Source organism: Ascidiaceihabitans donghaensis, from assembly GCF_900302465.1.
GTDB classification, from domain to species: Bacteria; Pseudomonadota; Alphaproteobacteria; order Rhodobacterales; family Rhodobacteraceae; genus Ascidiaceihabitans; species Ascidiaceihabitans donghaensis.
The window spans coordinates 2903194-2920115 of sequence record NZ_OMOR01000001.1 but is presented as its reverse complement, the minus strand read 5'-3'; the positions used below and the strand labels follow the sequence as shown (position 1 = coordinate 2920115).

Genomic DNA, 16922 nt, shown 5'->3' with positions numbered 1-16922 from the left:
ACATCGACCTTTCCCTAGCCCGTCTGGGGACGTTGTGATCAGCTGACGGGAGGCCAGCCCAAAGCGTGGGAAAATGGCAAATCGCCGCCGCGAATGACGGAATTGCTGCGCGGCTTTTTGGACAGCAAAGCCATAGGCCAGAAAGCACGTGACATAAACCGCCCGCCACTGATCACCGAAGATGAACGGCTTTTCTTGGACAGAAGCGGCATGGGCCAGAACCAACGGGACCGCGCCCCCGATTTGCCCTTAGCGGATGTCTTGGTTTTGCGATCGCTCAGCAGGCGAAACCCGAGGCCGACGGTGACGGGGCCACCCGCATATCCGGTGCGGCTGCTTCGTACGGTCAGAAAGTGGGGGTGTTCCTTCAAAACACTTGAAGCGCGTTGCGGGCCGTCTGGCATGTAGTAATCATCAACCACACCATCGACAGCGATGGCATTGCGCTGGGCCATCATCTCGCGCACGATCGTCGCAGCTGTCAACGGCTTGTAGGTGGCACGAACCACAACCAACGCGCGCCCGTCCTTGATCTGTTTTGCATATGCGTCTTGCGCCGAAGGATGTACCAGTGCAGCATCCATCTTTGCATGTAGGTCCGAAGTGTCCGCAGAAAATACAGATGTTGCGCGACTGGGCACACCACGAAAGATTACTCTTTCGGCGACGTCCTGTGCTGTTGCTTCGTCTTGAAACAAACGTGTTATGATTGTTGTCATGATACCTCCACCGGGTTTGTGTGTGTGTTCGAGACTTCAGAACCGGGTGCGCACTGGTTTGGCTGATCCAAGCGGTTTTGCATAAACAACAGAGCCACCAAGACAGCCAGGACCAGGAATATTATCTCGATCGTGAAAACTACGTTATAGGGCGCTTCAATGCGTAATCCAGTCGCGCTTTGTGTGCCCACGATGATGTCGCGTACAATGCCTGCCGCTGCGATGCCCAATCCGGCGCAACTGGCTTGCACAGCCCCCCATGCACCCAAAGCAAGTCCGGTTTGGTCCTGCGTGGCTGCACGTAATGTGGCTGTTAAGGTGGCATGTCCGAACAGTCCTGCCCCCAACCCTGTTGCGAAAGTTCCGATGAGGAACAAGGGGATGCCCGCCCCCAAAGAGGATGCAATGATAGCCGCAAACCCCGGTATTCCGATGGCTGCTCCGATCAATGTATAGCGGGTGGGCGTGCCGCCTTGGCTTAATCCTTGTGATGCCAATGCGAAGCCGATCAAAGTGCCCGTTGCGAATAAGGCTGTCAGCTTGGTGGTGGCCGCGACTGACAGTCCCAATGCTTGTCCACCGTAAGGTTCCAGCAATACATCCGCCATCCCGAAACCAAAGGTGCCAAGACCTATCACAACAAGCAACGCCATCATTCCGGGGGCTTGCATCAAAAGCGCCCACGCTTGTCTGAAGTGCACGGGACGCGCAGCCTTCATGGCTTGGGCACGTATTCGGTCACGGGTTTCCTGTTTCCACATGGCGCATAGGTTCAGGGACACAGTGACGACTGCCGCCCCTTGAATGACCTGAACCAAGCGGCCCGGGGTATAGTTTTCCAAAAGTGTTCCAAACACGAGCGCACTGGCAACCATCCCGACCAAAAGCATCACGTACATCAAACCGACAACTTTTGGCTGATCTTCCTGTTTGACCAGATCGGTTGCCAGGGCAAGTCCCACGGTTTGAACCATGTGAACACCAGCGCCAACCAATAAGAATGAAAGGGCCGCAGAGGAGTATCCAAGCCAACGTGGCGCATCAAAGCTGTCACCGTATCCAGACAAAACCAACAGTGAAAAGGGCATAATGGCAAAGCCGCCAAACTGGTACAGCGTCCCTTTCCAGATGTAGGGAAGACGGCGCAAGCCCAAGGCGGATACATGTACATCGGACTTGAAACCGATCAGCGTTCTGAAAGGCGCAAAGATAAGCGGAAGCGCCAGCATGACCGCAACAAGCGACGTTGGCACACCGAGTTCGACAATCATGACACGGTTCAACGTTCCCACGATCAGAACCAGCGCCATGCCAACCGTAATCTGAAACAAAGAAAGCCGCAGCAATTGCGACAAGGGGACCTCGTCCGTGGCAACATCCGCGAATGGCAAATACTTCGGCCCGAGGGACGATAATTTTTGAGCAACAAGGGAGCGGTAATTGAACATCGGCTTCAAGCAGGTCCTGCACAGGCTGCGCCGATCGCGTTAATGCTGGCGAAACAAATGCGTAAAAAGCTGAAAAGGGGTAAAGCCCGCAGCGGTTGGCCGCAGGCCTAAAGTTTTACTCTGTGATTTTCAAAGAGGCGTGTATTTCCGGCGCTTTAAGCGTTGCCTGAACCGGTGTGCCGTCAGGCATGATGATAGTCACATTGCGTGATCCATCTGTTGCCGGAATGACATAAGCCGCTTTTGCTGTGTCAGGGTCCGTCAGCATGGCCGCTGATGCTTCCATATCACCTGCGCCCAGCTCTTTGCCGGACAAGAAATCAGAGACCCAAGATGTGTTGCTCAGAACCGCAACATGCACGGCGAAAGAGCCGACAGCCACAGCGCTGAGGAACAGGGGAACACCAACTGTTGGTTTTACGACCAACCACATTTTTGCATTGTTCATGAGTTAGCCTCCCTTATCCGAGCCAAGGGGTCGCAACCGCGACCAGAATGTGAGCGAGCAAGGCAATCGCGCCGAAAACGCGTGTCCCGTCGATGAGGTAGCTATGCACTTCCTCAGCCTCATCCAGTGTCAGGCCTGTTGGCCATACTTTGTCGTCATTTGCCACGTTTGGATCCTCCGTAAATTTGACGCAAGCATCAGTGGCTGCCGCAAACGCAGACGATGGCCACTATAGGTTAAAAGACGCACACTGTATCAATCATTCTGTACTTAAATTATTACATTTTCAAGTGTAAATAATAAATGACACTTGCGGGTAGGTTGCCAAACTTGCGGATTTTGGTGATTTGGTCGTTTTACAAACGCAAGGCCCTGCGACGTCCAGGACTAAGTGGCATTGGAACACTTAAGACGGATTTCTTGTGTATGTGTTGAAGTGAAAATCCGGCTCTTCGAGAAAATCAGCTACAAAATGCTGTACCTGTTCAGCGTTTTGCTGATCAAAACCAATTCCTGCTGACTGACTGGCCGCGGCTTTGAACCCAGCGGCAATCGCGTCTTGCACGGAAGCGCTTTCCAGTGCTTTTAAGACTGCGTGTTCGACGGCATTCTGAAAGTCTTTGGATCCGAAAGGATTGAAATACCGTCGGGTATCTTTTCGTGCCATGACGGTTGTCATGGCATGGTTCAAAGCCTCCGTGGAAAGTTCATTTTTGTTTAGAAAGTCGCTACAGCCCTGCCGAAACGCCGATACCGCCAGGGCAGTTTGATCCTGACCAGAAATCATAATAACAGCCGCATTTTTGTTGTTTTTATTGTTTTGGATCATATTGAGCGCATCCAACCCGTCACCTTCTGACAGGTTGTAGTCGACCATAATGACGTCAAAGGACGATTCCCCCATAAGGTCTGCCATAACGGATAAAGTCGGAGCTTCTTCAATGGTTACGTCCAGATCGGAACGCTCTGTGAACCGCCGAATAAGCTTCCTATCAATCGCGTCATCGTCCAACACCAACGCTTTGATTGGTGCAGTTGTCGGTTGGCTGTCGCTGAATTGAAATTGCATTGTATTTTACCCCACTATCTAACCCATGGACAAGGATGGGGGAGAACCAATGCGGATGTCTTAACTCATGTTCAAATTCTGATACCAATTTGAAGTGTATTTGAAATTTGGTTTCAGCACATTTTGTGAAAGGGCGGTTTGGCCTAGGCTTTGGTGTGCTTCTATCTCTGGATGCGAATAAGTCGCCGAGGAAAATCAGCTTGCCAGCGGCAGGCGAATTTCAACAAGTGCTGCCTGGGTTGAGGCTGAGTCTTCAACATCCCGCCAGGTTATTGCACCTTGGTAAATTGCCGCGATTTTTTGCAAAATGGCTAATCCCATGCCGCTGCCCTCAATAGTGTCGCGCGACTGCAAAGTTGACATGGGTTCCAAAACTTTGCCGCGATGCGCGAAGGGAATGCCGTGACCTGCATCCGCGACATGGATGACACAACACCCATCGGCCTCGTATACTTGGACCTCAAAGGGTGCTGCACCGTGTTTTTGTGCATTTGACAAAAGAATATCAAATATTCTTCGAGCGTCATCTGGTCCACATCTAATACTCGAAAGCTCGATGCGCGTCGTCGTGGTGCCGTTTGTGTCCATTCCTAGCTTTTGCAAGCTTTTCTCGACCACTGTGGCGATCGATACAGTTTCGATCTTCTGAAGTCTCCCGACCCGTGAAAACTCCAAGAGGTCAACCAACATTCGGTCCAGACGAACGCTTTGGGCTTTCATCATCGTGATGTTTTCTGACATCAATGGCATCAATTCTGGCGCATGTGACACAACATCTTCTTCAATCCACGTAGGAAGGACGTTTAGGGCGCGCACACATGCCCTTAGATCGTGCCCTAAGATGTGCACAAATCGGTCAAAATCGTCCGCATCGGATACAGTTGCCGTTTGATCAGATGGTTCGGTCAACTTTTTGTCCCTTGATTGCTGAAAAACGATCGCGCCACGCATCATAAGCGTGAAAAGAGTAAAGCTTGGTAAGTTTAATCGCAGGTTAAAACCGAAAGGAGGAGGCGCATAAAAGCGTCGAATAGATATCCAAGTTAGTAAAAATTTTAGGAATTAGGTTTGCAATTCGAAGATGCATTTAACTATTGGTTTGCGCTTTTTAAGCATTGTCCCCGTCAAGCACCAAAATGCAACCGAGGAATAGAACCATGCTGTCTTCCAGTTATATTGAAACTGAAAATGATATCGTTTTCGGGTCGGCCAACTCTGCGAGTGTCTTGATTATCGACGACAGCGAGTTTGACAGAAAACGCATCCGCCGGTTGTTTCGCGATGCCGGACTGAATGTGTTCCTCGATGAAGTTGATACAATCAGCAACTTGCAAGAGATGTTAAATGAAACCAGTTATGATATTGTTATAATTGATTATAATCTTTCGGAAGGCACGGGTATAGATGCCGTCACACTGTTGCACAGCCATCCGGAACACGCAGACACAAAAGCGATCATGATCACTGGTGATGATCAATCCAATGTTGCCGTTCAGGCCATGAAGATGGGTTGCGAGGATTATATCTCAAAAGCGCAGATGACGGCAGAACGGCTGAAACAAGCCGTGGTTACCTCTATCAGAAAACGCGCGGCAGCTCAAAATTCTTCGGCGAAAATGGAGCTGATGGTTCAAGATTTGGCCAACGATGTTCTAGGTGACCTGTCAGGTATTCTTCAGCCAAAACTCGCAAATATGTTGCGCGATCTACGCGCTTTGAAGCGTCAGTTAAATCAGCCCGATACCAATATCCCGGAACGATTGGAAAACATCGATAGAAACTGTATCGAGATGTGGAACGCGTTGGCCAAAGCCCCTAATTTATGTGCGGAACTCAAAACGGACAAGAAATTGCACTAAAGTTTAAAGGCGGATCGGGGTAATGGAACAGATCGGGAAAACGACGATCAGACTAAGGTTTGCATCCACCCCAAAGACGCATCTGTATCGTTCGCCGGTTTGTATTCTGCACCCAACGGTGCTGACCACCCCAGTTTGGAAATCGCATCAAATACGGCCAGATAGTTGATCTCGCCTTCATCTGGGCGGCCGCGACTTGGAACGCCTGCAAATTGGATGTGTCCAATAGTGGGGTGCAAGGTTTGAAGTCGGGTGATCACGTCACCTTCGGTGCGTGCGACGTGATAACAATCAAACATCAACTTTATATTGGGGCATTTGCAGTTTTCAATTATTTCAATGGCTTGCGTTGTGGTTTGCAGGAAGTATCCCGGCGCATCATGTGGGTTCAAAGGTTCAATCAACAGGGTCAGGTCCGGTGCCGCTGAAGCTGCGAACACAAGGTTTTCGACAAAGGTGCGATGGGCTTCCGGACCGGATGCAAAACCGGCCATAATGTGAACGGCTTTTGCACCGATCGTGCGTGCGTAGCTGATTGCCATTTCAATCGCAGCGCGTGCGTCCGCTTGACGACCGGGCAATGCACTTAACCCGTTTTCGCCATTTTCGGTGTTGCCACGGGAGGTGTTCAAGCCAAGCATCGTCAGACCTGTTTCGGACAAAGCCGCCAACGTGTCTTCGGCAGGCACGGCGTATGGCCAATGGCATTCCACAGCATCAAACCCGGCAGCTTTCGCCGCGCGTATCGCATCGGGCAAGGGCCTGTCTTGCCAAAGGAAACCAAGATTAGCAGAAAATTTTGTCACTGGTCCCACTCCACATCGAATTTTGTCACGACCGCTTGGATTTGATCATCCGAAAGCGCACGCGCATCCATATGACGGGTCATCAAAGCAAGGCGGGCTGTGTCCTCCAATTCTTCGATTGCATTGCACGCGGCTTCTACGTCTTTGCCTGCCACAACAGGCCCGTGATTTGCCAACATCACCGCGCTGCGTTTTCCCGCCAGACCGCGCACAGCCTCCCCCATGGCTGGGTCGCCAGGTAAAAAGAAGGGCAATAATTTGACTTTGCCCAGCTTCATCAAACCGTAAGGCGTGAGCGGTGGCAGGAAACTGTCTGCGTCCAAATCTGGCAAAAGTGACAAGGCTACGGCATGACAACTGTGCAAATGAACCACCGCCCCTGCGCTGGATCGTGTGTCGTAAAAGGCTGTGTGCAGTGGCATTTCCTTGGTCGGAGCATCCCCGGATTTCAGTTGCCCTGACGCATCGAAGTGACTGAGCCGGCTGGGATCAAGCCGTCCGAAACTGGTGCCTGTTGGCGAAACCAAAAGGCCGCCATCATCAGTCCGCGCGGATATGTTACCTGTGCTGCCGTGGGTTAAACCGCGGTCAAACAGGGATTTCGCCAATTCACAGATTTGGTCACGCAAGCGCGTTTCGGTGCTCATGGCTGTCCCAACTGTTGCGCGGCTTTCTCAAAGAAATCCACTGCGCCAAAGTTACCGGATTTCAGAGCGACTGCAAGATTTGGGCTCGCCCGTAAGGCGGGAACGCCGGGGTCGATCTCAGGCCCAATTTCAAGTGTGTGCAAATCAAGACCTTCCACAACCGCGCCGGACGTTTCGCCACCCGCTGTGATCAATCGTGTGACACCGCCCTGTGTCAGTCGCGCCGCAACATCCGCCATAAAGGTTTCGATGGCCGACGACGCACGGTGGGTGCCGAATTTGTCTTGCACTGCGCGTATCACGTCCGGATCTGCAGAACTGTATGCGATGGGCACACCAGTCTGCGACAGCATCCAGTCTGCAAGGTCCTGTGCCGTCAACGTACCGTCGATGACGTCCTCTGCGATAATCTCGCGCCCCGGATTATGTGCGATATGATGGGCCACCTGATTACGCGTCGCTATGGAACACGATCCCGACAGCACCGCGGCGGGCCCGTTTTGCAATGTCCATGGGACCGGGGCAACGGTGCACCCGAAATTGGCGGGCAATCCAAGGGCCACGCCAGATCCACCAGTGACCAAGGGCAAATCCTTTGCTGCTTTGCCGATTTCGAACAAATCTTCGTCTCGAATGGCATCCACGACGATATGGCGTTTGCCTTTGCGTGTTTCGGCTTCGAGAGCATTTGAAATAGCAGCAGCCCCCATGAAGACGTCTTGCGACGCAACATGGCCCACACCGTTTGGCGTTTGGTGCGCCAGCCATCTGCGTAAATCCGCATCTGTCATAGGGGTCAAAGGATGATTTTGCATGCCGCTTTCGTTCAGCAACACGTCCTTCACAAAGAGGTGCCCCTGATACACAGACCGCCCGGTGCCGGGAAACGCAGGGCATACGATGACGCTGTGCGCGTCCAGCGCGTCGGCCAAAGCATCCGCAACAGGACCGATGTTGCCCCCTGCGGTGCTGTCAAAAGTAGAGCAATATTTGAAAAAGATCTGTGTGCAACCCTGTGCCAACAGCCAGTCCAAAGCCTCCAAAGACTTCGCTATGGCGTCACTTGCCGGTATTGACCGCGATTTCAAGGCTACAACGCCGGCTTGGACGTCTTGCGGGGCAGGGCCGTTTGGCACGCCTGAGTATTGTGTCACCCGCATACCACCTTTGGCGAGCGTGTTGGCCAAATCACTTGATCCGGTGAAATCGTCCCCGATGCACCCCAAAAGCATTAGGCTTCTCCCTTCAGTGTCAGACCGGCTTGTTTTGCGTAGACTTTGGCCACAGCAGCGTCGTCTTCTGTCCCCAACCCCATGTGTTTGGCCGCGTCGAACTGGGCCAGTGCGGCTGTGGCGATTGGCGCCTCAAAGCCCGCAGCCTGTGCCACGTCCAGCACAATACCAAGGTCTTTCGGCCAGATGTTCACAGACGAATGCGGGGTATAGTTGCCTTCTACAATATGAGGCGCACGATTTTCCAGCATCCACGATGTCCCGGCGCATTTGCTGATCACTTCGAGGAATTTTTCAGGGGTGACGCCTTGGGTCATTCCAAACGTCAGCGCCTCTGCCATGGTTGCAATGTGAACGCCCGCCAACAATTGGTTCACGGCTTTCATTGCTGATCCGGGACCTGCTTTGGCGCCCAGTTCAAATACGGTTTGTGCGGTGGCGTCCAAAACGGGTTTGGCCGCGGCGAAGGCTTCGGACCGCCCGGATGCCATGATGGACAACTGCCCAAGGCCAGCTTTTACCGAACCGCCAGAAATGGGTGCATCCAAATACAATACGTTTTGCGCCGCACAGCGCGCTTCCATCTCAACAGCAAATTGTGGGGGGACCGTGGCGCATGAAACAACCACGCCACCCGGTTGAAGCCGCGACACGATACCATCCGCCCCAAACAGAACATCTTCTGTTTGCGCCGCATTCAGAACCACCACTACAGCTGCATCAAAAACCGCCCCGTCGTCTGTGGCGCCTCCGGCGGCATGGAAGTTTTCCACGACGGTCTCGCTGACATCCAATCCAACGACAGTGTGACCCGCCCGAAGCAAGGAGACAGCGATGCCGTATCCCATTGATCCAAGCCCAACGACAGCGATCTTATTTGATGGTTTCATGTTTTGTCGTCCACTTTAATGCATACATTAAATTCCCTAGATCACAGATCATACTTTAGCGCTACCTTTTTTGCCTGCATCATTCGTTGCGCGCATGGCCAGCTGCGGTTCTGGCAATATGCCCGATCTCTTGCAGCTGCGCACGCAGCGGATTGGTTTTGCGCCATACCATTCCCACGGTGCGTTGTGGTTGTGGACCATCCAGCTTTGCGACACACACAGCGGCAGCCCCTGTTTCGACACTGACAGCCATCTCAGGTATCAGCGTCACACCAAGTCCGGCACCCACCATTTGCACCAAAGTCGAAAGCGCACTGCCGTCCAACCCGTCGCGGGGCATGGCAGAGGGCATATTGCAAAACGATAGTGCCTGATCCCGAAAGCAGTGCCCTTCTTCCAGTAAAAGCATCCGCATTTGTGTGAGTTCCGCGCGTGATGGCACGGGGATCGCGGCGTCTGTTGCGGGACGCACCAGAACAAGGCTTTCGTCGAACAGTGGCAATTCAGTCAGCCCCGGATCGCCAATGGGCAACGCCACGATGGCGGCATCAATGCGCCCTTCAAACAATTCTTCCACAAGGCGTGCAGTCATTGTTTCGCGCAAATGAACATCGAGATCGGGATAGGTACGTGTCAGTTGACCGATCATTTTGGGCAATAAATAAGGTGCGATGGTTGGAATAACGCCCAACCTCAACCGCGCCATTGTCCCGTCCTGCGCTGCGCGAGCGACATCGGCAAGATCGTCCACAGACTGCAGAATTTGACGAACATGACCCGCAAGGTCTTCTCCGATTGATGTCAGGCGTACGTGTCGGGCGGCCCGTTCAAACAATGGCGCGCCCAGTTCGGTTTCCATGTCTTTGATTTGCACAGACAGTGCAGGTTGCGAAATGGCGCAGGTGTCGGCCGCGCGCCCAAAATGCCCATGACGGGCCAAAGCTTCGAAATATCTGAGCTGTTTCAATGTGATATTTGTCATAACTTGAAGTTATCGTGATCATCGGAAAATACAACTTATATATATGGCAGTGACTTGGTACACCTGCGCCAAGGACGCATGACCCCGAGTCGCACTGCGGCCAGAGCCACGAAAATTACACCGGAGAGACATCATGGACGGAAACGACATCCCAACAGGCGGCGGCTGCCCCGTAATGCACCACGCGATCAACCCGACAAGCAACAAAGTGCGCTCGAACCGCGACTGGTGGCCGAACCAGCTGAACATGAAAATTTTGCATCAGCAGTCCAATCTGTCCAACCCGATGGGTGACGATTTTGACTATGCCGAAGCTTTCAAAAGCCTGGATCTGGAAGCTGTAAAAGCTGATTTGACAGCTTTGATGACAGACAGCCAAGACTGGTGGCCTGCCGATTACGGTCACTACGGACCGTTCTTTGTGCGCATGGCGTGGCACTCTGCCGGGACATACCGGACGGCGGACGGACGCGGTGGGGCAGGGGCTGGCCAACAGCGCTTTGCGCCACTGAACAGCTGGCCAGACAATGGCAACCTCGACAAAGCCCGTCGTTTGCTGTGGCCCATCAAACAAAAATACGGCGCGTCTTTATCTTGGGCTGACTTGATGGTTCTGGCGGGCAACATCGCCATGGAAACCATGGGCTTTAAAACCTTCGGGTTTGCAGGCGGTCGTGCGGATGTGTGGGAACCTGAAGAAGATGTATACTGGGGCGCAGAGGCCGAATGGCTTGCCGCGTCGGGCGGCGAAAATTCGCGCTATCAAGGTGAACGCGAATTGGAAAACCCGCTGGCCGCTGTGCAGATGGGTCTGATTTACGTCAATCCCGAAGGTCCGGATGGCAACCCTGATCCAAATCTGTCTGCCCATGACATCCGCGAAACTTTTGCGCGTATGGCGATGAACGACGAAGAAACAGTGGCGTTGGTTGCGGGTGGTCACACCTTTGGCAAAGCGCACGGTGCGGGCGATGCGAACCTTGTTGGCGTTGAGCCTGAGGGCGAAGGTCTTGCGGCGCAAGGTCTGGGCTGGACCAGCACACATAAATCCGGTCGTGGTGTTGATGCAATTACATCTGGCATTGAAGGTCCTTGGACAGCCAACCCGATCCAGTGGGACATGGGGTACTTTGATGTGTTGTTCGGCTATGACTGGGAATTGACGAAATCCCCAGCCGGCGCACACATCTGGCACGCAAAGGGTCTTGAGGCTGACGACCACGCGCCACAGGTCGACGGGTCTGCAGAAACCGTTCCGTTGATGATGACGACAGCGGACATGGCCATGCGCATGGACCCTGCCTATGAAAAAATCGCGCGACGTTTCCACGCCAACCCCGAAGAATTTGCGGATGCTTATGCACGTGCATGGTACAAGCTGACACACCGCGACATGGGACCGCGCGATTTGTATTTGGGGCCAGACGTTCCGGAAGAAGTGTTGATCTGGCAGGACCCGATCCCAGAAGGCAAATCATTGTCGGATGCGGATATTGATGCCCTGAAAGCCAAGATTGCCGCGTCAGACCTGACCGTGCAGGAAATGGTGACAACGGCTTGGGGTGCTGCGGTGACATTCCGCGGTTCGGACAAGCGCGGCGGTGCCAATGGCGCACGTATCCGTCTTGCACCACAGAACGGCTGGGAGGTGAACAACCCCGATCAGCTGAACAAAGTGTTGTCCACGCTTGAAGCAATCCAAGCAGATCACGGGTCGGTTTCACTGGCAGATTTGATCGTGCTGGCTGGCAACGTCGGTGTGGAAACAGCTGCCAAAGCGGCCGGTCATGATGTGACGGTTCCCTTCGCATCCGGTCGCGGAGACGCAACAGCGGACATGACAGACGAGCAATCGGTGTCCATGTTGGAGCCACAAGCCGATGCGTTCCGCAACTATACAAAAGCGAAATTCAACATCTCTGCGGAAGAGCTTATGGTGGATCGCGCCCAGTTGCTGACTTTGACGGCGCCAGAAATGACAGTTCTGGTAGGCGGTATGCGCGCTATGGACGCCAACTTTGACGGCTCATCCCATGGTGTGTTCACTGACACGCCGGGTGCATTGACCAACGATTTCTTTGTGAATTTGTTGGACATGGGCACTGTCTGGGCACCTGTGTCCGAAGACGAAGACTTGTTCGAGGGCACAGACCGGGCGACAGGCGACAAGAAGTGGACAGGCACACGTGTGGATTTGGTCTTCGGATCGAATTCGGTCTTGCGCGCAGTGTCCGAGGTCTATGCCGCGCAGGACGCAAAAGGGCGTTTTGTGAACGACTTTGTCGAGGCATGGGTCAAAGTGATGAATGCAGACCGTTTCGATCTAGCGTAAACGCTGCACCAATAAACGGAAACCGGCGTCCCATGCGGGGCGCCGTTTTTCGTTACAAGCTCTGCTGCGCAAACTGTGCACCTTCTGGCACGATATCAGGCCGTTCGTTTGTGTCTGAAATTCCAGTGCCTGCGATGCGTTTGTAAAAGGCAGCATGTTGCGCCATTTCCTCTTCCGAAATGACGTCGTGGATATGGTCGAAATACCCGTCACACCGGTCTTCGACAGTGTTCAAAATCTCGTCCGGACCAGCCCCGCGATTGGTCAGCACCATGCGGTTGGTCAAAGGGCGCATTTCGTCTTCGAAAGTCTGCAAGGCTGTCGTCGAAAGACCATGTTTCAAGAATGCCGCGACCAGCTTGCGTGCATCAATAATGCCTGCGCCTGCGCCGTTTGATCCAACTGGATAGGCCGCATGCGCGGCATCCCCCATCAGAGTCATGCGCCCGTGGGTCCAGCGATCAAGAGGATCGCGGTCAACCATCGGATATTCAAAAACCTCTTCTGCCCCTGCGATCAAAGACGGGCAGTCCAGCCAGTCGAATTTGAAGTCTTTGAAATGGTGCGCAAATTTTTCCAACGGCACATTTTGGGCATAGTTGCCTTTGTCAAAGGCCGTATCGGTGCCAAAATTCAGTTCTGCGATCCAGTTGATGGTCGATAGGCCGGTTTCAGGGTCTGCTTGCGAAATAGGATAGGTGACGAACCTGCGCGACGCATGGCCGACCAACGCCATCGAAGCACCGCTTAAAGGTGCTTTTGCCAGTGTTGTGCCGCGGTACAAAACAGCCCCCTCCCAGCAGGGTGCGCCTTCGTTTGGGGCAATTTGTTTGCGCAAAGCAGAGTGGATGCCATCGGCCCCGATTAACACGGGCCCTTCAACGCTGTGTGTGTGCATTTGACCATCCACCAGATGCAAAATCACGCGATCGTCTTGTGTGTCAAATCCTGTGGCCTTCCAGCCGGTGCGCACCGCATCCGGTCCTGCACGGCGCAGAACCTCATTGTAGAGCATCATGTGGAACTTGCCACGGTGCACCGAATATTGGGGCCAGTGGTATCCCGCATGCAGGCCGCGTGGTTCAGTCCAGATGTGCAATCCGCGTTTGGTGTACATCCCAAAGTCACGCGTTTGTATGCCGACGTCGTCCAGCTGATCCTGCACCCCAAGCGCGTATAGTTCGCGCACCGCCGAAGGTTGCAAGTTAATCCCGACGCCCAATGGATTTAGCATCGGGGTTGCTTCAAAGACCTGAAACGGGATGTTGGCCTGATGGCAAGACAGGGCAAGTGCCAGACCAGAGATGCCGCCCCCCGCAATTAACACCGTCATTCCACTGCACCCCTTTAGCTTGCGTTGGCTTGTGTCTTCACCTGCATTGACAGATGTGGTCAACCGCCGTGTTTCTTGATCAACGCCTTGGCCTGCTCGATCAATGCTGCGCCATCAAAACCTTTGTCATCCATTTCACCTATCCAGCGTTGGATCACAGGCTGTGCAGCGGCTTTCCAGCGGGCGACTTCAGTGGCGTCCAAAAGGGTGATGTCATTGCCAAAGTTTTGCGCAATGGCCCGACCTGGCGCGTCGCGATCTTCCATGATCTGCGATGCAAACGCTGACAATTTCATGCCGGTTTCTGCGTCCAGAATAGCGCGCAAATCGTCAGGCATTGCTGAATATGCGTCTTTGTTCATGACCATCACAATTGTGGCTGTATACAGCGCCTCGTCCCCCGAAAACTCTGTGTGTTTTGTAACCAGTTCGCTTAGTTTGATGGCAGGCGAGACCTCCCATGGGATGACGGTGCCGTCGATTGCACCCTTGGACAAGGCCTCGGGAATAGCGGGCAAGGGCATCCCCACTGGCGTCGCCCCCAGCTCTTTCAACATATCGACAATCACACGGGTTGGGCCGCGTAGTTTCTTGCCTGACATATCTTCCAAAGCGCTGACCCCGGTGCGGGTGTGAATGACCCCAGGCCCATGAACCCAGGCGCCTAACACTTTGACGTCCTTGTATTCTTCCGCTTGAAGATCGGTTTCAACCATGTCCATGAACGCCATCGATGTGGCGATAGGGTCGGTCATCATAAAGGGCAATTCGAACACTTCTGTTTTGGGGAAACGGCCCGGAGTGTACCCGACGACCGTCATGATAATTTCGGCCACACCGTCAACGGCTTGATCCATCAATTCGTGGGGGCGGCCCCCCAAGGCCATGCCGTCAAAATGTTCGATTTTCAAACGCCCGTCTGACTTTTGAGCCAGATCATCCGCCCACGGTTTCAAAACAAGCTTTGGAACAGTTGCGGGTGCAGGTAGGAACTGATGCAGTCGCAAGGTGACGTCTTGGGCGAATGCGCCAACAGGCAAAGCGGTAAAAACTGCGGTCGCCAAAGCGGTCAAAAATGTGCGTTTTTTCATGTGTTGTCTCCCCGGTTCGCGGATCAGAGTGCGAACAGTTTGTGGCACTGTCAATTCAAAGCGCGAGGTTCGGTGTGAAACAGAGGATTTGAAACGGTATATTGCGCGTTGATGAAAATGGCGGTGTTCAAATAATTATATGATGTATAACTATCTGTTTTAAATGTGATTTGTGAGATTTCTATCTGACCTGTTTCTTAGTAACACTGCCTCGCAATTTGGGATGCAAACCTGCATTGCCCTTATGACGCGAATTTTTCCATTGACTCACCCCCCTCTGATCGCCTTCCCTAAGGGTAATTATTTTACCGACCATGCCGTTTACACTTGGCAGCAAATTTTTTTGAGAGGGCACAATGTCGAATATTGCCGGCAAAGCGTATGCGATGAATATCGTGACGCCAAGCAAACCTACGAAAACATGGCTTAACCGTCTGATCTTTATGGCGGCGCGAGGGTTGCCTGCAAATCTGATGGGCCTGTTGGGACTGTCGATCATCCATTTCGCGCGTTGGGTCATTATCAAACCCGAAGACTGGCCTGATCTGGGGCAGGGTAAGCAAAACCTGAACAACGACTACATGCTGTTTTGTTCCAATTTCAACGGCACGTGGGACCAATATATTGATGCGTTTTCGGACGGTATTCCAAACGGGTTGAACCTGTTTTGGTACTCGGCAACGAAGTATCCGGGGTCGATCCCTGTGACCCCGTTCAAGGACTACATCACTTACAACCAGCTTTCCAACGACTACTACTACAACGCCACGCCGGGGTCCGCGCAGCGCGATGTAAAGTCTGCCATTCAAGTGTACCAACAAGTTCTGGCGCTGTCGGGCGATCACGCAAACACCAGTGCAGAAGATTTCGCGCGTGCCTATAAAACTGCTATTTTGCAGGTGCAGGACGATCTTGGCGATCCGGGCTTTGGCCCCGTGGCCAGCCTTGATACGGAACGCGCCGATGTGAACCGGACGGCCTATGTGAACGCCGCGCAGAAACAGTTTCGCTTGTTGCGTAAAAAGAAGGCTTGAACTCATGGCAGATCTCGACACAGGTCACGTTTTTCTGACCACACTTGCACCCATCAAAACCGGCACGCCTTTGGACCCCGACAGCACGTCATACGACCAACGTGTGCGGATTGCGCTGGCCGAATTGCCAACCGCACGTCAATCCCCCGCGACAGAGCGCGCGAAATACAACAGCCCCTTTGCACGCAACTTGCGCAACCATTTTGTACGCATGTTTGTCATTGACGATGTGATCTACAATGGGCGCATCGGTGAAAACGCGTTGAAAGAAACGATCCAGAAAACCAACACGATCATTCCGCAACCCGTTGACCGTTTGAACTGTTCGTATCTGGTGTTTAACGCCGACATCGACGCGATCACCAAAGACGGTGATCCATTGCCCACTGATTTGTCGCCCAAAAAGCAAAAAGCCGTCCGGCGTGCCTATGCGATGGAAATCTGGGACAGCATGGAAGAGGAAATCGTCGAAATTTACCGCAACTGCGTGGGCTTCGACGGGATTTCGACGGGTGATGGCTTTGCTGATTATCTCGAAAAATGCCACGTTGAAACGACGATGCCGTTTCATGACTATTACATGAAGCTGCCAGATTTTCACACTTTGCCCACAAAGCCGCTTTTGGCAGTTGTGGCGATCCCGGCCCTTGTTGGGCTGCTTGCACTGGTCTTGTGGCTTGCCGGCGTGGGCAGTGTGATGGGCATGGCGACGTTCTGGACAGGCATTATTGCGCTTGTCTTGGCGTTTGTCGCCGCCAAGCTGGCGATCGGCTACACCATGCGCAACGGGGCCAAACCGCTGGCACCTGCCGAATTTGATGATCTGCCGTCTGTGCTTAAATCCATTTATATTCAACAAAAATTTGCCGATTTTGTGGTGGAACACCAAGGCGCGTCCGACGCGGATCTGCATGCTGCATTCGGCGCATTTATGGCTGAACACAGGCCCGACGACCGCACAGGTCCGATGCAAAAACCGGGCGTGATTTCATCGTCCCGTCCCGACAACATTATAAACGCTTGAGGGCACAA

17 protein-coding genes are annotated in these 16922 nt (G+C 53.3%); 4 read left to right on the top strand and 13 right to left on the bottom strand.

The genetic code is table 11. The annotated features are described in order from the left end of the window. Positions 1-38: 38 nt before the first annotated feature. From ASD8599_RS14530 to ASD8599_RS14505, 6 genes are all read right to left on the bottom strand, one after another. The gene (locus tag ASD8599_RS14530) at positions 39-719 is read right to left on the bottom strand and encodes a hypothetical protein (protein ID WP_108829198.1); all 681 of its coding nucleotides are present in this window, start codon (positions 717-719) and stop codon (positions 39-41) included. Continuing rightward, a complete protein-coding gene (locus ASD8599_RS14525) occupies positions 716-2167 on the bottom strand; it encodes a PucC family protein (RefSeq protein WP_108829197.1) in 1452 nt (483 codons plus the stop codon). The genes ASD8599_RS14530 and ASD8599_RS14525 overlap by 4 nt, the downstream gene beginning before the upstream one ends. Before the next feature lie 115 nt (positions 2168-2282). Continuing rightward, positions 2283-2615, bottom strand: coding sequence for a light-harvesting protein (locus tag ASD8599_RS14520; RefSeq protein ID WP_108829196.1), 333 nt, complete (start codon positions 2613-2615; stop codon positions 2283-2285). A gap of 13 nt (positions 2616-2628) precedes the next feature. Beyond that, positions 2629-2781 carry a light-harvesting antenna LH1, beta subunit gene (gene pufB / locus ASD8599_RS14515; protein ID WP_108829195.1) on the bottom strand — a complete coding sequence of 51 codons (153 nt, stop codon included), beginning with the start codon at positions 2779-2781 and terminating at the stop codon, positions 2629-2631. Between the two features lie 240 nt (positions 2782-3021). Next, a complete protein-coding gene (locus tag ASD8599_RS14510; protein WP_108829194.1) occupies positions 3022-3684 on the bottom strand; it encodes a response regulator in 663 nt (220 codons plus the stop codon). A 195-nt stretch (positions 3685-3879) separates the two neighbouring features. Continuing rightward, positions 3880-4635: a sensor histidine kinase gene (locus ASD8599_RS14505; protein ID WP_181364499.1), complete on the bottom strand. Its 756-nt coding sequence runs from the start codon at positions 4633-4635 to the stop codon at positions 3880-3882. Positions 4636-4841: 206 nt separating this feature from the next. Here ASD8599_RS14505 and ASD8599_RS14500 point away from each other — a divergent pair, with 206 nt between their 5' ends. After that, a complete protein-coding gene (locus ASD8599_RS14500; RefSeq protein ID WP_181364498.1) occupies positions 4842-5543 on the top strand; it encodes a response regulator in 702 nt (233 codons plus the stop codon). A gap of 47 nt (positions 5544-5590) precedes the next feature. On the opposite strand, the gene ASD8599_RS14495 is transcribed toward ASD8599_RS14500, so the two are convergent. The 5 genes from ASD8599_RS14495 to ASD8599_RS14475 form a co-directional block, all read right to left on the bottom strand. Next, positions 5591-6349, bottom strand: a complete 759-nt coding sequence (locus ASD8599_RS14495; protein ID WP_108829191.1) for a hydroxypyruvate isomerase family protein — start codon at positions 6347-6349, stop codon at positions 5591-5593. Further along, positions 6346-6996, bottom strand: coding sequence for a 3-oxo-tetronate 4-phosphate decarboxylase (gene otnC / locus ASD8599_RS14490; RefSeq protein WP_108829190.1), 651 nt, complete (start codon positions 6994-6996; stop codon positions 6346-6348). Before otnC ends, ASD8599_RS14495 begins: the two co-directional genes overlap by 4 nt. Next, positions 6993-8228 (bottom strand): 3-oxo-tetronate kinase, encoded by a 1236-nt coding sequence (otnK, locus tag ASD8599_RS14485; protein ID WP_108829189.1) that lies wholly within the window; start codon positions 8226-8228, stop codon positions 6993-6995. The genes otnC and otnK overlap by 4 nt, the downstream gene beginning before the upstream one ends. Continuing rightward, positions 8228-9118, bottom strand: a complete 891-nt coding sequence (gene ltnD / locus ASD8599_RS14480) for an L-threonate dehydrogenase (protein WP_108829188.1) — start codon at positions 9116-9118, stop codon at positions 8228-8230. Before ltnD ends, otnK begins: the two co-directional genes overlap by 1 nt. 79 nt (positions 9119-9197) lie before the next feature. Beyond that, on the bottom strand, positions 9198-10100 hold the full coding sequence (locus ASD8599_RS14475; protein ID WP_108829187.1) for a hydrogen peroxide-inducible genes activator: 903 nt from the start codon (positions 10098-10100) through the stop codon (positions 9198-9200). A gap of 133 nt (positions 10101-10233) precedes the next feature. Here ASD8599_RS14475 and katG point away from each other — a divergent pair, with 133 nt between their 5' ends. Beyond that, positions 10234-12432: a catalase/peroxidase HPI gene (gene katG / locus ASD8599_RS14470; protein ID WP_108829186.1), complete on the top strand. Its 2199-nt coding sequence runs from the start codon at positions 10234-10236 to the stop codon at positions 12430-12432. Positions 12433-12484: 52 nt separating this feature from the next. On the opposite strand, the gene ASD8599_RS14465 is transcribed toward katG, so the two are convergent. Continuing rightward, the gene (locus ASD8599_RS14465) at positions 12485-13765 is read right to left on the bottom strand and encodes a flavin-dependent oxidoreductase (RefSeq protein WP_108829185.1); all 1281 of its coding nucleotides are present in this window, start codon (positions 13763-13765) and stop codon (positions 12485-12487) included. 59 nt (positions 13766-13824) lie between these two features. After that, positions 13825-14856 (bottom strand): TRAP transporter substrate-binding protein, encoded by a 1032-nt coding sequence (locus ASD8599_RS14460; protein ID WP_108829184.1) that lies wholly within the window; start codon positions 14854-14856, stop codon positions 13825-13827. A gap of 356 nt (positions 14857-15212) precedes the next feature. Between ASD8599_RS14460 and ASD8599_RS14455 the strand changes: the two genes are divergently transcribed. Further along, on the top strand, positions 15213-15890 hold the full coding sequence (locus ASD8599_RS14455; RefSeq protein ID WP_108829183.1) for a hypothetical protein: 678 nt from the start codon (positions 15213-15215) through the stop codon (positions 15888-15890). Positions 15891-15894: 4 nt separating this feature from the next. Then, positions 15895-16914 carry a hypothetical protein gene (locus tag ASD8599_RS14450; RefSeq protein WP_108829182.1) on the top strand — a complete coding sequence of 340 codons (1020 nt, stop codon included), beginning with the start codon at positions 15895-15897 and terminating at the stop codon, positions 16912-16914. Positions 16915-16922 lie beyond the last annotated feature (8 nt).

Bases quoted from the DNA above. Each gene is read 5' to 3' on its own strand.
- ASD8599_RS14510 (WP_108829194.1), bottom strand. From the start codon at position 3,684: ATGCAATTTCAATTCAGCGACAGCCAACCGACAACTGCACCAATCAAA.
- otnC (WP_108829190.1), bottom strand. From the start codon at position 6,996: ATGAGCACCGAAACGCGCTTGCGTGACCAAATCTGTGAATTGGCGAAA.
- ASD8599_RS14530 (WP_108829198.1), bottom strand. From the start codon at position 719: ATGACAACAATCATAACACGTTTGTTTCAAGACGAAGCAACAGCACAG.
- otnK (WP_108829189.1), bottom strand. From the start codon at position 8,228: ATGCTTTTGGGGTGCATCGGGGACGATTTCACCGGATCAAGTGATTTG.
- ASD8599_RS14500 (WP_181364498.1), top strand. From the start codon at position 4,842: ATGCTGTCTTCCAGTTATATTGAAACTGAAAATGATATCGTTTTCGGG.
- katG (WP_108829186.1), top strand. From the start codon at position 10,234: ATGGACGGAAACGACATCCCAACAGGCGGCGGCTGCCCCGTAATGCAC.
- ASD8599_RS14475 (WP_108829187.1), bottom strand. From the start codon at position 10,100: ATGACAAATATCACATTGAAACAGCTCAGATATTTCGAAGCTTTGGCC.
- ASD8599_RS14505 (WP_181364499.1), bottom strand. From the start codon at position 4,635: ATGCGTGGCGCGATCGTTTTTCAGCAATCAAGGGACAAAAAGTTGACC.
- ASD8599_RS14455 (WP_108829183.1), top strand. From the start codon at position 15,213: ATGTCGAATATTGCCGGCAAAGCGTATGCGATGAATATCGTGACGCCA.
- ltnD (WP_108829188.1), bottom strand. From the start codon at position 9,118: ATGAAACCATCAAATAAGATCGCTGTCGTTGGGCTTGGATCAATGGGA.
- ASD8599_RS14450 (WP_108829182.1), top strand. From the start codon at position 15,895: ATGGCAGATCTCGACACAGGTCACGTTTTTCTGACCACACTTGCACCC.
- ASD8599_RS14465 (WP_108829185.1), bottom strand. From the start codon at position 13,765: ATGACGGTGTTAATTGCGGGGGGCGGCATCTCTGGTCTGGCACTTGCC.
- ASD8599_RS14460 (WP_108829184.1), bottom strand. From the start codon at position 14,856: ATGAAAAAACGCACATTTTTGACCGCTTTGGCGACCGCAGTTTTTACC.
- ASD8599_RS14520 (WP_108829196.1), bottom strand. From the start codon at position 2,615: ATGAACAATGCAAAAATGTGGTTGGTCGTAAAACCAACAGTTGGTGTT.
- ASD8599_RS14525 (WP_108829197.1), bottom strand. From the start codon at position 2,167: ATGTTCAATTACCGCTCCCTTGTTGCTCAAAAATTATCGTCCCTCGGG.